At 74.2% G+C, this 13508-nt stretch carries 13 protein-coding genes; 10 read left to right on the top strand and 3 right to left on the bottom strand.

Features of this window, described 5'->3' with window-relative positions:
* Positions 1-77: 77 nt before the first annotated feature.
* Entirely contained in the window at positions 78-512 is a 435-nt protein-coding gene (locus GA0070616_RS18205) for a hypothetical protein (protein WP_091084059.1), read from the bottom strand.
* A gap of 319 nt (positions 513-831) precedes the next feature.
* Between GA0070616_RS18205 and GA0070616_RS18210 the strand changes: the two genes are divergently transcribed.
* The 8 genes from GA0070616_RS18210 (at position 832) to GA0070616_RS18245 (ending at position 9674) form a co-directional block, all read left to right on the top strand.
* A complete protein-coding gene (locus tag GA0070616_RS18210) occupies positions 832-1065 on the top strand; it encodes a zinc-ribbon domain-containing protein (RefSeq protein WP_091084062.1) in 234 nt (77 codons plus the stop codon).
* Between the two features lie 269 nt (positions 1066-1334).
* Entirely contained in the window at positions 1335-1823 is a 489-nt protein-coding gene (locus GA0070616_RS18215; protein WP_091084065.1) for a hypothetical protein, read from the top strand.
* A gap of 70 nt (positions 1824-1893) precedes the next feature.
* Positions 1894-2979, top strand: coding sequence for a hypothetical protein (locus tag GA0070616_RS18220; RefSeq protein WP_091091054.1), 1086 nt, complete (start codon positions 1894-1896; stop codon positions 2977-2979).
* On the top strand, positions 2976-4457 hold the full coding sequence (locus GA0070616_RS18225) for a hypothetical protein (RefSeq protein ID WP_091084070.1): 1482 nt from the start codon (positions 2976-2978) through the stop codon (positions 4455-4457). Before GA0070616_RS18220 ends, GA0070616_RS18225 begins: the two co-directional genes overlap by 4 nt.
* Before the next feature lie 371 nt (positions 4458-4828).
* Complete coding sequence (locus tag GA0070616_RS29190) at positions 4829-7120, top strand: putative bifunctional diguanylate cyclase/phosphodiesterase (protein WP_281188181.1); 2292 nt, start codon at positions 4829-4831, stop codon at positions 7118-7120.
* Between the two features lie 39 nt (positions 7121-7159).
* Entirely contained in the window at positions 7160-7918 is a 759-nt protein-coding gene (locus GA0070616_RS18235; RefSeq protein ID WP_091084073.1) for a MerR family transcriptional regulator, read from the top strand.
* A gap of 67 nt (positions 7919-7985) precedes the next feature.
* A complete protein-coding gene (locus GA0070616_RS18240; RefSeq protein WP_175440119.1) occupies positions 7986-8309 on the top strand; it encodes a putative quinol monooxygenase in 324 nt (107 codons plus the stop codon).
* 228 nt (positions 8310-8537) lie between these two features.
* Positions 8538-9674: a hypothetical protein gene (locus tag GA0070616_RS18245; protein WP_091084081.1), complete on the top strand. Its 1137-nt coding sequence runs from the start codon at positions 8538-8540 to the stop codon at positions 9672-9674.
* Between the two features lie 97 nt (positions 9675-9771).
* Here the strand turns inward: GA0070616_RS18245 and GA0070616_RS18250 are convergent, their stop codons facing one another.
* Positions 9772-10140, bottom strand: a complete 369-nt coding sequence (locus GA0070616_RS18250) for a VOC family protein (protein WP_091084086.1) — start codon at positions 10138-10140, stop codon at positions 9772-9774.
* 201 nt (positions 10141-10341) lie between these two features.
* Positions 10342-10815 (bottom strand): MarR family winged helix-turn-helix transcriptional regulator, encoded by a 474-nt coding sequence (locus GA0070616_RS18255; RefSeq protein ID WP_091084090.1) that lies wholly within the window; start codon positions 10813-10815, stop codon positions 10342-10344.
* An 81-nt stretch (positions 10816-10896) separates the two neighbouring features.
* Between GA0070616_RS18255 and GA0070616_RS18260 the strand changes: the two genes are divergently transcribed.
* The gene (locus tag GA0070616_RS18260; protein ID WP_091084094.1) at positions 10897-12147 is read left to right on the top strand and encodes a multidrug effflux MFS transporter; all 1251 of its coding nucleotides are present in this window, start codon (positions 10897-10899) and stop codon (positions 12145-12147) included.
* Between the two features lie 160 nt (positions 12148-12307).
* Positions 12308-13498, top strand: a complete 1191-nt coding sequence (locus GA0070616_RS18265; RefSeq protein WP_091084099.1) for an alpha/beta hydrolase family protein — start codon at positions 12308-12310, stop codon at positions 13496-13498.
* Positions 13499-13508: the final 10 nt, after the last annotated feature.

The following is a 13508-nucleotide window of genomic DNA, read 5'->3' on the forward strand; positions in this document are numbered from 1 at the left end:
GGGTCGGCGGCGGTACCGGACCCCGTGCAGGTCGTCCCGCCGATGAGACCCGGCGGGGCTGGTCGGCGCCCGGCCCGTCACCTCCCACGCGCGCCGTCCGGCTGTCCAGATTCCGACAGGTCTGCTGGTCGCGCGGAGTTGGCTGGCGGCTCCGTCGCCGCCGGCGGCTCCCGGGTGGCGAGGACGATGTCGATGAGCGAGCGGGTGAGGAGGGTGCCCAGGGTCAGCAGGACGCACCCGCAGACGAAGGCCCGCAGCACCGGCCCGTCGGGCAGTGCCTCGGCCAGGACGAGCACCGCCACGCCGGTGCCGACCACGCTCATCGTGGCCACGAAACCGGCGTAGAACCGCACCCGGCGTTTCGTCCAGAAAAGCACGCCCCGGGCCGGGTCGAGCCGTCGCGGAAGCCGTGACTGTTGTCGGACCCGCTCCAGGAAACGGGACTCCCAGAGCAGGGCGAGCATCAATACCGGCAGCACCTGGGCGCTGGTGGCGTAGAGGTCTGGGAACACGGCGTCAGACTCCTCGGATCACGGTTGCGCGGCGGGCGGGACGGGCGTTGCGGGGGTGCGGGCCCCGCCGGGGCCAGCCGTCGGAGCACCGTGACCATCCCATCACTCCGGGTGACGCCGAGATCATAGACGTGAGTCGACGTCCGGTCGATCCACATCCGGACAGTGAGCCCGCCCGACTGGCCGACCCGGCCCGACCGGCCGACCCGGCCCGACGGCGAGCGGGCCCGATCGGCCGAACCCGTGCCCGGACAGTGATCCGGCCGACAGTTCCCACCAGTCAGGTGAGGCGACGGTCCCGGCGGGGTAATGGCGGGCGATGTTCTTCATCTTCGGGCTCCGGACCAAGGTCACCCGCTCGGGTGTGGTGCAGCAGGTCTGCCGCCACTGCGGCAACCACGCCGCCCAGGTCGTCAGTCGACGTGCCACCCGGTTCACCCTGTTCTTCGTCCCGCTGATCCCGATCCGCACCCGGTACGTGCAGCAGTGCAGCTTCTGCGGTGCCGAGTACCAGGTGTCGAAGGCCGACGCGCAGCGCCTTCCGGTCGGCTGAGGTGGCGCGCTTCCTCTGCTGGCTGATCGGCTGGCGTTCCGCCGACCCGGTCGTTGGGCAACCGGGCGACTGCGCCGCGGTGCGACCCGCCGACCCGGCCGTTGGGCGACCCGGCGGCTCCGCCGCCCGGCCGCCGTGCACGCCCGGCCGGCGGTGGCGTCGTCGCGTCCGGCGGCCGACGGCCGGCACCGGCCTGCCCCGCTCGCCCCGGAACAGGTCCGGAGGTCGGTGACACGGCACCGCTCGACGGGTCGTGCCAGGATGTCGGCGTGTCGTACCCCCCTCCGCCGCACGCGTACCCGCAGCCGCACCCGGTCGCGCCCCTGGCGGCGTACCCCTATCCGGTCGCGCCGCCACCCGGCCACGCGGTCCTGGTCGTGTCGGTGAACCGAGGCCCCTACATCGTGCCCGTCCCCACCACCTCCCGCTTCAAGATCGACCGCAGGGAGGTGCCGATCCCCGGCGCGGGCACCTGGCACGTGGCCGTGCCGGCCGGTCCGCACGACGTGCGGTACACCGACTTCACGGGGATGCCCCTGATAACGACGACGCTGCACGCCCATCCGGGCGCGGTGCACCACCTGTCGTTCGACTTCGGCCGCTGGCGCAACCGGGTCCGCGACGGGCGCGGCGTCGACGTGACCTCGTTCGGCCTGTGGTCGAACTACACGATCATGCTGGTGACCCTGGCCGTGGTCGGGGTGCTGTGCTGCGGCGGCTTCGGCCTGTTCGCGGTGCTGGCCGGCACGTCCTCCTGAGGCCCGTGGACGTGGCCGCGGCTGTCGTACCCGATCGTGACGAGCACTATCGTGGCCGCTCGTGACGAGCATGCAGCGGAGACTGGCCACGATCCGCGGTGACGTGCCGCCGAAGCGGCACAACGCCCGCACGATCGCCGCGCTGACCGGCAACCCCGGCTGCACCCGCCGCGCGGTCCTGGACGGGGCGGGGGTGGACAAGCCGGCGCTCGCCGAGCGGATCGGGTTCCCGGCGCGGTTCGGGCAGTCCCGCTTCGCGATCAGCCGGGGCAACGCGTTCGAGGCGCAGGTCAAAGCCGACGGCGGGGCGGAACTGCTGCGGCTGGTGGCACAGCGGCTGGGCGTACCGGTGCCGGCGACGGCCAGTTGGACGGACCTCGGCGTCGGCGCGGACGACACCGCCGCCCGGCAGCGCCGCTCGGCCGAGGTGCTGCTCGCCGCGCCCGGGGCCGGCGACGCCGCCCTGTTCGACCACCCGATGCTGGGGCTGGATGTGGCCGGGCAACGGGTGCACCTGGAACCCGACCTGGTCGCCGCCCGCCTCGCCGGCCGGTTCCACGTAGTGGAGATCAAGTCGTTCCCGGTGATCGACGGGCAGGCCGACCCGTCGAAGGTGACCGCCGCCGCGATCCAGTCCGCCGTCTACGTGCTGGCCCTGCGGGACCTGCTCGCCGCGCACGGCCACGACCCCGAACTGGTCTCCCACGACGTGGTGCTGGTCTGCCCCCGCGACTTCGCCAACCAGCCGGTGGCGAGCCTGGTCGACGTGCGCCGGCAACTGCTGGCGCTGCGCCGGCAGCTCGACCGGATGGCCGGGCTCGACGCGCTGCTGGCCACCGTCCCCGACGACTTCACCGCGGACCCGGACGCCGACCCGGCCACGCTGGCCGCCGCACTGTCCGGCGTGGAGGCCCGCTACGCCCCGGAATGCCTGGCCGCGTGCGAGCTGGCGTACTTCTGCCGGCAGGAGGCGCGCGGACGGACCGCCGCGTTGGGCCGCGCGGTGCGCGAGTCGCTGGGCGGTGTCGCCGACGTCGACGACGCCCTGGCGCTCGCGGCCGGCGACCGCGACCCGACCCCGGAGCAGGCCGAGGCCGCCGCGCTGCTGCGCACCGCCGGCCGGTTGCGCGCCGAGGCGCTGGGCGTCGCCCCGTGAGTACGCTGCGAGCGCTGGCCCGGGCGCAGGCCGTCGCCGCCGGGGTGGCCCAGCCGGTGGCCACCGTACGGCACCTGCACCTGTCGACCCGGCCGCTGGTGCTGGTGCCACTGGCCATGGCGGGCGAGGCGAACGCCCCCCTGGCGGTGCTCGCCGGAACGGCACCGGGCGACGCGCGCCTGCTGGTCGTGCCGCAGCCCCGCAACCGGGACCAGCGGTTCGCCTTCGCGGCCGAGCTGGCCGGGATCGTCCTGCCGTACGTGGACGCCCACCGTGGCGCCAACGAGGCGGTGCCCGTGGACCGGGGTCGGGACGTGCGCCTGCGGTATCTGGACGCGCCGCAGGTGGTGGTGCCGAACACGGCCGGGGTGACGTTCCTGCGGCTGCTCGGCCGCTCCACCCGGTTCCGCCGGCCGGACGGCGACTATCCGGTGCACCCGTCGGTGCCGCTGCTGGGGCGCTGGTTGACCTTCCTCGCCGAGCGGGCCGAGCATCCGGGCTCGTCGGCGTTGGTGGCGTTGACCGACGCGCTGACCCTGCACTGGGCCACCGGGCAGAGCGCCGTGGAGGACCAGCACCTGCCGGCGCTGCTCGGCTGGATCGCCCCGCCGGCCGGCTCGACGGGCCCGCAGGCGGCGGCCCACGCGGAGGACCCGCTGCGGTGCCCGCCGGCCGGGCCCACCACCGACCCCGACTTCGACAACCGGCTCCTCGGCCCGGCGATCGAGGCGTACGCGGCGGCGGGGGACGACGAGGTGGCCCGCGCCGGGGCGTACGCGGAGCTGGAGAAGCTGCTGCGCGACCAGCTCGCGCCCACCTGGGAGCTGGTGTGGCGCGGCCTGGGACTGCTGCGTGCCCTGCCGCCCGGCCCCCGGGTGGCGGGACGCTGGGACGCCGACCGGGACGCCTTCACGGCGTACTGCGACCACCTTGACGCCGACGGTGGGCCGCAGCCTCGGGTCGACGGCGCGGTGGCCGCCGCGCAACGGCTGCACCGGCTGGAACGGGCGGCGGCCTCCTACGCGGTGCAGCGCGCCTTCGACGACCCCCTGGTCATGGCGGAGCACCGGCTGACCGGGGAGGCGTTCGTCGGCGACGTGACGCTGGCGGACCCGGACCGGATCGACGACAGCGGGAAGCGGGCGGTGCTGCGGCCCCGGATCCAGGTGGTGACCGCCGATCCGGTGGGGGTGCCGGTGGGCGCGACGCTGTCGTCGCCGGTCCGACCCGCGCAGAAGGCACGGGTGGTGTTCGTGACCCGGGTGGCCGAGGGGCACACCGAGGTGGTGCTGGAGCTGTCCGGCGGAATGGGGCGCGGCCGGAAGGCGACCCCGGGCAGCGTGCCGCTGGTGGGGGAGCGGCTGTGTTACACCGCCCTGTCGGACGCGTACCTGCCCGCGGCGGACTTTCCGGCGGTGGAGGAGACCCCGTGGACGCACGGCGGCCCTCCACCGTCCCCCGCCGGCACGGCAACCTGACTGAGCCCGCGACGGGTGCGGTAGCCACGGTCAAGGGCCGGGGCGCGTCGGATTGGTGACTCCGTGTCCGGATGGCCCTGGCGAGGGGTCGGGTGCCTGGCTAGTCTTTCGGGGTTTGCCGGGACCGCTCCTCGCCTTCGGGGCTGCCCGCACGAGAGCCGTCGAGGCTGCCCTTACGAGAGCCTTCGGGGCGGCACGCACGAGAGCCGTCGGGGCGGCACGCACGAGAGGGAGCCGGAACGATCGCTGGGTCGCCACAGGACGTCGAGCGGGCCGGCGCGGCATCGTCCGCCGCGAGGCGTGTCACGCGCTGGGGTCTGCCCGTCGCGGGCGGCGCGCTGACCGTCGAGGCGATCTGGCTCGTCGCCGGGTTGCCCGGAGCCGCACTGGCCAGCGACCTCGGCGCGCTGACCGTCGCGGTCTGGTCCATGGTGGCGTGTGCCGACGCGGCCCGGCGGCATCCCGCCGCGCTGCGCCGGTTCTGGCTGCTGCTGGCGGTCACCATGGGTCTCGCCGCCGTCGGCCGGGCGCTGTGGACGGTGTTCCGGCTCACCGGTGACGACCTGCCGCACACGCCGCTGATCGGCGCGGTGTTCACCGCCGGGATCGTCACCGGCACCGCCGCGTTGCTGTGCGCCGGGTCCGCTCCCCGAAGTCTCGTCGGCCGGGCCCGCACCGTGCTCGACGGGATGATCGTCGCGCTGGCGCTCATCCCGATCGGCTGGGTGCTGGTGTTCCGGGGCATCGCCGCCGCAGACCTGAGCGATCCACTGCGCACCTTCGGCCTGCTCTACCCGATGCTCGACCTGATGCAGCTGACCATTCTCGTCGCGGTCGCCGGGCCGGGTCGGCCGGTGTGGCTACCGATGACGCTGATCGGTGTCGGGCTGGCCGTACGCGTCGTCGCCGACGCCGCGTACGTCTCGCTGTTCGCCGCCGGCGAGTACGCCCCCGGCCACCCGATCGACGTGTGCTGGCCGCTGACGTACCTGCTGATCGGGGTGGCGACCCGCCATCCGCCGCCGCACCGCGACGCCGGTGACGACAAGCGCGATTCGCCGCTGCCGCCGCGGTGGCGGGTGGCACTGCCGTACCTGCCGGTCGGCGGGGCCATCGTGGCGGTGGTGCTGACCCGGCGGCCGACCGGGCAGACCCCACCGCTGGTCTTCGCCGCCCTGATGGCGCTGCTGGCGGCACTGGCGCTGCGGCAGGGCCTGGCCGCCAACGAGAACCTGCGGCTGGTGGCCCGGCTGCGCCACCTCGCGTACGTCGACCAGCTCACCGGGCTGCCCAACCGGCTGACGTTCGTCCGGCGGCTGCGGGCCGGCCTGCGGGACAAGCCCGCCGTGGCCGTCCTGCTCCTCGACCTGGACGGGTTCAAGCAGGTCAACGACCGGTTCGGGCACACCGCCGGGGACACCCTGCTGGCCGGCCTGGCCGCTCGGATGCGCGCCGCCGTCGCCGACGACGGGATGATCGCCCGGCTCGGCGGCGACGAGTTCGCGGTGTTGCTCGCCGGGGGCCGCCCGGTGACGCCGGAACGGCTGGCCGAGCGGCTGCTCGCCGCGCTGCACCCGTCGTCGGGGGAGGAGGTCGTCGGGGTGCATCCGTCGGCCAGCATCGGCATCGCCGAGTACGGTCCCCGGCACACCTCGTACACCGACCTGCTCCGGGACGCCGACATCGCGATGTACGCGGCCAAGGCCGCCGGCAAGTCCGCGTACCGGCGGTGCACGCCGGCGCTGCGGGAATCGGCGGTCAGTCGCGCCGAGCTGATCGCCGACCTGCGTCGGGCCGTCGACGAACAGCAGCTGCACCTGGACTTCCAGCCCATCGTCGACCTGTCCACGGGCACGGTGCGCAGCGCCGAGGCGCTGGTGCGGTGGCGGCACCCCCGGCTGGGGCTGCTCAGCCCGGCGCGGTTCCTGCCGCTGGCCGAGGAGACCGGGCTGGTCGTACCCATCGACCGGTGGGTGATCCGGGAGGCGTGCCGGGCGGCGGCCAGTTGGCGCGACCGGCTGCCGGAGGCGACCGTGGCGGTGAACATCGCCGCGGCCCACCTGCGCCGCCCCGACCTGGTCGCCACGGTCACCGCCGCCACCGGCGAGGCGGGCCTGGCGCCGCAGGCGCTGACCCTGGAGCTGACCGAGTCGGCGTTGATCGAGGACACCGATGCGGTGCTGGACCGGCTGGGCCGGCTGCGCGAGCTGGGGGTGCGGATCGCGATCGACGACTTCGGTACCGGCTACTCGTCGCTGAGCTATCTGCATCGCATCCCCGCCACCGAGTTGAAGATCGACCGCTCGTTCGTGTCGCGGATCCCCGAGGACGCCCGCGCGTACGCGACCGTGGAGATGGTGACCCGGCTCGCGGGCGCCTTCGATCTGCGCGTGGTGGCCGAGGGGGTGGAGACCGACGGGCAGCACGCGGCGGTCGCCGCGATCGGCTGCGCCCAGGGCCAGGGCTGGCGGTACGGCCGCCCGGCCAGCCTCGCCGAGTTGCATGGCCGGGCCGGTTCGGGTGCCGGTGCCGCGCCCGGCGGGGGTTCGGGTGCCGGGGCCGTGCCCGGCGGTGGGCTGAAGGCCGGGGCCGTGTCCGGCGGTGGACCGGACCCCGCGGGGCGGGTGACCGGTGCCGCAGAATCGGGCTTGACCCTCACGTAACGGCAGGCGGGACCGTGGTTCCCAGGAAGGGAGGGAACCATGGCGTACACCGTGGGCCAGGTCGCCCGGTTCGCCGGGGTGACCGTGCGGACGCTGCACCACTACGACGAGATCGGGCTGCTGTCGCCGAGCGGGCGCACCCCCGCCGGCTACCGCCGTTACGACGACGTGGACCTGGAGCGCCTCCAGCTCGTGCGGTACTACCGCGAGCTGGGGTTCCCGCTGGAGGAGATCGCCGTGATCCTCGACGACCCGGCGAGCGACCCGGCGGTGCACCTGCGCCGCCAGCACGAGCTGCTCAGCGCGCGGATCGCGCGGTTGCAGGAGATGGTCGCGGCGATCGAGTTCGCGATGGAGGCGAGCAAGTTGGACATCAGGCTGACCCCACAGGAGCGGTTCGAGGTCTTCGGCGACTTCGAGCCGGAGGCACACGAGGAGGAGGCGCGGCGGCGCTGGGGCGACACCGACGCCTACCGGGAGTCGATCCGGCGCGCGTCGGGCTACTCGAAGGAGGACTGGCTGCGGATCAGGGAGGAGACCGAGGACTGGGGGCGGCGGATCGTCGCGCTGATGGCCTCGGGCACGCCCGCCGACAGCCCGGCGGCGATGGACCTGGCCGAGGAACACCGGCAGCACATCGTCCGCTGGTTCTACGACTGCCCGTACGAGGTCCACACCGGGTTGGCCGACATGTACCTGGCCGACGAGCGGTTCCTCGGGCACTACGAGGCGATGGCCCCCGGGCTGGGGGCGTATCTGCACGAGGCGATCCACGCCAACGCGATCACCCGGGCGTGACGATCGGAGCGGTGAACGGGTCGGCCCGTCGGGGGGTGGTGGTCCCGGCGGGTCGGCCCGGGGGAGGATGGCCGTGATCGTCGTTACTCCCGGGAGGTCCTCGCTCGTGTTCATCGTCGCCGGCACCCTCTACGTCGACCCCGCCGAGCGGGACGACTATCTCGCGTCCTGCGAGGAGGTCGTCCGTCAGGCACGGTCCGCTCCCGGTTGTGTCGACTTCGCGATCAGCGGCGACCTGGTCGAGCCGGGGCGGATCAACGTCTACGAGCGGTGGGAGTCCGACGAGCAGCTGCTCGACTTCCGTGGCTCCGGCCCCGACCGGGAGCAGACGGTGGCCATCATGGGCGCCGAGGTGCACAAGTTCCGCATCTCCACGGTGGAGTCGCCCTGAGTCGACGCGTCGCGCCCGCCGCCGACGCGCCATCCACGACGCGCCACCGCCGACGCGCCCTCGTCGCCACGCCCACCGAACCTGAATCGACGCACGAAAACCCCCTTATCGTCCGATTTCGTCCGCCGTTCGGGTAAATCGTGCTGATCCGGCGTGTCCGCAGCCGCCTGCCTCCGAGTTGACCCAGGTGACACCCCCGTTGGTGGCCTGCTCGGCGAAGGAGTCGGCGTGGCAAGGACAGATTCGACGGGTTCCACCTGGCGCTACCGCTGGGCGCGTCAGCAGAACGAACGCCGGCTGCGGGCGTACCGCGGCGCGGACGACGCGTGGCGACGCCGCGACGAGGAGCTGCGCCGGCTGCGCACCCTCGCCGAGGACTGCCACGGCACGGTCGAGGCCGGCAGCGGGCTCGCCCTGGAACTCGCCTCCGACGAGGTGGTCTTCCGGGTCCTGCCGGCCGTGCACCTGGTGGAGGTGCGGCACACCGCGGTGCTTCCCGCGCCCGACCTCACCGTCACCCCGCAGACCGGGCCGCTGCGCGCCCGCCGCCCCGACGGGGTGCGCGTGGCCGACACCGGGATCGCCGTCATCACCAACCGCCGGCTGGTGCTGCTCGGCGGGCGGGGCCGGCGCGACTGGGCGTACGGCCGGATGACCGGCCTCGCCCACGACCCGCACGCCCCCGTCACCCTGCTCCAGGTGCTCGACCGCCGTCGAGCCTCCGGGCTGATGCTGCCCGTCGACGCCGCCGCCGACTTCCGGTTCGTGCTCACCCTGGCCTTCGCCGACGCGATCGAGCAGCGTCACACGGTTGTCGCCCAGCTCGACGAGCTGATCGCCGAACACGCCCAGCTCAAGCCGTTCCGGCCGACCATCGCCACCCCCGCCCAGGCCCGGCTGTCGTCGTTGGTGCCCGGCGGCCGGCGCACCGTCGCGGTCGCCGCCGGCCTGGTGCTGATGGTGCCGGTGGCGCTCGCCACGTCGGATCCGTCGGACCCGACCGGCCCGGAGCTCGCCGTCGCGGCCACCCCCGCCCCGCCCGGCTCCCCGGCCGCCGCGAAGACGACCCCGAAACCGCGCGGGGCCACCGGCTCGGCGAAGCCGCGACGCGGTGGCACCTCGCCCTCGCCGACGCGCGACCAGCTCTGCGGTGCCCCCGCCAATCCGATGGGGTACGGCTTCTGCGGCGGCGACCGCATCCGCAGGCCGGCCGCCGAGGTGTGCGACTGGTTCGACTGCGTACCACAGTTCTGGGCCGGACGCGGCTACCTGGTGCAGTGCCGCGACGGCTCGGTCAGCCTCGCCGGTGGCAGCCCTCGGGCCTGCGCCGCACACGACGGGGTACGGCGCGCCGTCCGGGACTGACGCCCGGGCGCCGGCGGCTGCCCTGCCGCCCCGGCCGGACCGACCCTGACGCTGCCCCTCACCGTGACTCCGGCACTCCGGCCCGTTGGGCTGCGGGTCAACCGGGCAGGTGGCAGACCGCCTCGACGTTGTTGCCGTCGGGGTCGCGGACGAACGCGCCGAAGTAGTGGGGGTGGTATTCGGGCCAGGTCCGGGGCGCGTGCAGCACCTGTGCGCCGGCCGCGACCGCCGCGTCGTGGAACGCCTGCACGGCGGCGCGGTCGGGCGCGGTGAACGCCACGTGGTTCTCGCGGCCGGGGCCCTCGTCGGTCGCCGGGCTGACCCAGAAGTCCGGCTCGGTGGTGCCGAAGCCGATCGCCTCCGGATAGTCGAGCAGCCGCCTGCCGCCCAGCGGGGCGAGGACGGTGTCGTAGAACGCGGCGCTGGTGGCCAGGTCGCGGACCTGGATGCCGAGGTGGTCGATCATCGGAGACTCCTCCGTCGTCGCTGTCGGGCGAGGTGTCATGGTCGAACTCGACGCTAGGCCCGGGGTACGACACCTTTCCGGCCCATGATCCGTTCCCCGCCGGGCCAGGGCGCGAAGCGGGCGGGGAGCCCGGTGTGCGGCAGATCGGGGTGTCGACGGCCGGGGGCAGCGCGAGACGCCGCATGTCGGGCTTGTCGGTCGTCAGACTCGTCCCGGTGGGCCGACGGCGCTCCTGGCCTGGTCGGCGACCCGGTCGGCGAGGTGCCGCAGGGCGGGGGCGGCGGCCAGGAGCTGTTCCCGCTCCGGGGCGTCCAGCCCGGCGAGCGCGGCGGCGAGCAGGTCCCGCCGGTGTCGCTGGTGGGCGGTGATGCGGTCCCGCGCCGCGTCGGTCAGGTCGAGTCGGACGCTACGCCGGTCGGCGGGGTCGCGCTCGCGGCGCAGCAGGCCCGCGCCGGTCAGCTCGCCGACCAGCGTGCTGACCGTGTTGGGGGCGGTGCCGAGGCGTTCGGCGGCCTCCCGGACGCCGATCCCCGGTTGCCGCTGCACGAGCAGCAGCACCTCGACCTGGGCGTCGGGCAGGGCGACCCGGCCGGCGCGCTGGGTCGCCGCCCGGCGCAGCACCCGGTGCAGGTCGCCCAGTGCCCCACCGAGCAGGCCCAGCGTCTCCTCCGTCACACGGAAGTCCCTTCGCGATGCAACAACTCTGTAGCCAGAGCTATCGTAGCCGGGATCACCGATCCGGAGGGACCCCGCACCATGCCGCACGCCGCCGCGCCGCCCGCACCCCCGGACGCCCGGGTCGCCGCCCCCACCGGCCGGGCCGCCGTCGTGCTGCTCGTGCTGCTGGGTTCCCTCACCGCCGTCGGGCCGCTGTCGCTGGACACCTACCTGCCGGCCTTCCCCGAGATGACCGGCGACCTGTCGGCCAGCCAGGCGCAGATCCAGCTCTCCCTGACCACCTGCCTGGTCGGCATGGCCCTCGGGCAGCTCGTCACCGGCCCGCTGTCCGACCGCTGGGGGCGGCGACGACCGGTGCTGGTCGGCGTCGGGGCGTACACGATCCTGTCGCTGGTCTGCGCGGCCGTACCCACCGCCGAGACCCTGGCCGCGGCGCGTCTCGCGCAGGGCTTCGCCGGCGGCATGGGTGTCGTCGTGGCCCGCGCCGTCGTCCGCGACCTCTACCAGGGGCGGGACGCCGCGAAGTACTTCTCCCGACTCATCCTGATCTTCGGTGTCGCGCCGATGGCCGCCCCCGCCTTCGGCAGCCTCGTGCTGCGCTTCGGCGACTGGCGTACCGTCTTCGTCGCCCTCGCCGTCATCGGCGCGCTCCTCACGGCCGCCGTCGCGACGCGACTGCCCGAGACGCTGCCGGCGACCCGGCGCAGCGCCGGTGGCCTGACCGCCGTCGCCGCCGCCGGCCGCGCACTGCTCACCGACCGGATCTTCGTCGGGTACGCGCTGACCCAGGGCCTCGCCTTCGCCGGGCTGTTCGCCTACATCTCCGGATCGTCGTTCGTCCTCCAGGACGTGTTCGGCCTCTCCGGCACCGCGTTCAGCCTGATCTTCGGTGCCAACGCCCTCGCCCTGGTCGCCGTGGGCCAGCTCAACGCCCGGCTGCTCGACCGGTTCGACCCGCGCCCCCTGCTCGTGCGTACCCTCGGCGTCAGCGTGGCCGCCGCCCTCGCCGTGCTCGCCGGGGCGATGCTCGGCAGCCTGCCGCTGGTGATCGTGGCGCTGTTCGTCTTCGTCGGCACCCTGGGCATGGTGATGCCCAACGGCACGGCCCTCGCCCTGGACCGCCACCCGGCCCGTGCCGGCACGGCCGCCGCGCTGCTCGGCGCGATCCAGTCGGTGGTCGGCGCGGTGGCGGCACCGCTGGTGGGGCTCGGCGGGGAGGGCAGCGCGGTGCCGATGGGGGTGGTGATCGGCGCGTCGACGGTCGCGTCCCTCGCCGTCCTGCTCACTGTCGCCCGTTCCGCGCGGCCGGTGACCGGTCACCGGCCCTGACGGGGGTCACCGGCCCTGACCGGTCGCCGGCTGCGGGACTGTCGGATCAGCGGCAGAACGGTGAAACTCCGGCGACGCCGCGTGGCCTGCGCCAATACGCTCCGGTTGAGCGGTGCGTGAGGCGCCGCCGACATGTTCGTCCGCACGGTGAGGAGACCCCGTGACCGACGCAACCTCCGACGAGATCCGACCCGCCGCCCTCACCCCACCGTCCAGCTGCGCCATCGGCTGGCAACCGAGCGCCCTGGCCCCCGTCTTCTGGGGCTGGCACGAGTACGGGCCCGCCGACAGCGCGCCCACCCGCGTCCGGGTGTTCCACCCGAGCATCGACACCAGCCCGAACACGGCGCAGCTGCTCAGCGGCTGCGGCCGGTACCCGCTGATCGTCTTCGCCCACGGCTACTGTGCCCAGGACACGAACCACTACCAACGCTGGTTCCGCACCCCGGCGGCGCTGGCCCGCTGCGGCTACATCGTCGCCGTACCCGAGCTGCCGGACATCCACGTGCACCCCGCCCGGAGCCCCGGCACCCAGCAGGTGCTCGCCGACACCGTGACCTGGATGCGGCAGGGCTGGCCCGGCAAGGCCGTGCTGCTCCCCGCCGCGAAGACCGGCCTGGCCGGCCACTCCTACGGTGCGTTGCACGCCGGCATCCTCGCCACCCGCATCCAGGTCGCCGCCGTCGCGTCGCTCAGCGGCGTGTGGAACGACTGGCAGCCCGGCTACGGCACCAAACCCATCCACCAGGGCACCGTGCCCCGCCTGCTGACCTGGGGCGTCGACGACTTCGGCGCCACCCTCGACGCCCCGAGCTGGAACGCCATCGCCAAGCCCAAGCACCGGGCCGTCTACGGCAACGCCGACCACTACGACTACTTCCCGTACAACCAGAACGTGCCCTGCCGGACGAGCAGCGGGCCGTGCCCACACGTCGGCATCGCCACCGACGACCTGCTGATGATGTTCTTCGCCAACTACCTGCCGCCGGAGCTGTGGCCCGACCTGCCCGGCCGCATCCCCGACAACCTCGTCCCGCCGCCGCTGAACCTTCCCCCCGAGAAGGCGTTCTACGCCGGCAACCATCTCAACGGCCTGTCCATCTTCAACGGCAACTCGTCGTGCAGCGTCTCCCTCTCGGTGGAGCTGCCGCTGGACAAGACCGTCCCGAACGTTCGCGAAAGCCTGCGCCCGCAGGCCGACCAGGCCGTACGGGCCGCCGGCCTGGTGCCCGTCTTCACCGGGTCGACCAGTCCGGGCGCGTGGGTGGCGAGCCAGTCACCGGCGGGCGGGACGAAGGTGGTCGCGAACAGCACGGTCACCATGACCATGCAGAGCGGCCCACTTCCGTAACGGCCGTGCT

This window comes from Micromonospora nigra (assembly GCF_900091585.1).
GTDB classification, from domain to species: Bacteria; Actinomycetota; Actinomycetes; order Mycobacteriales; family Micromonosporaceae; genus Micromonospora; species Micromonospora nigra.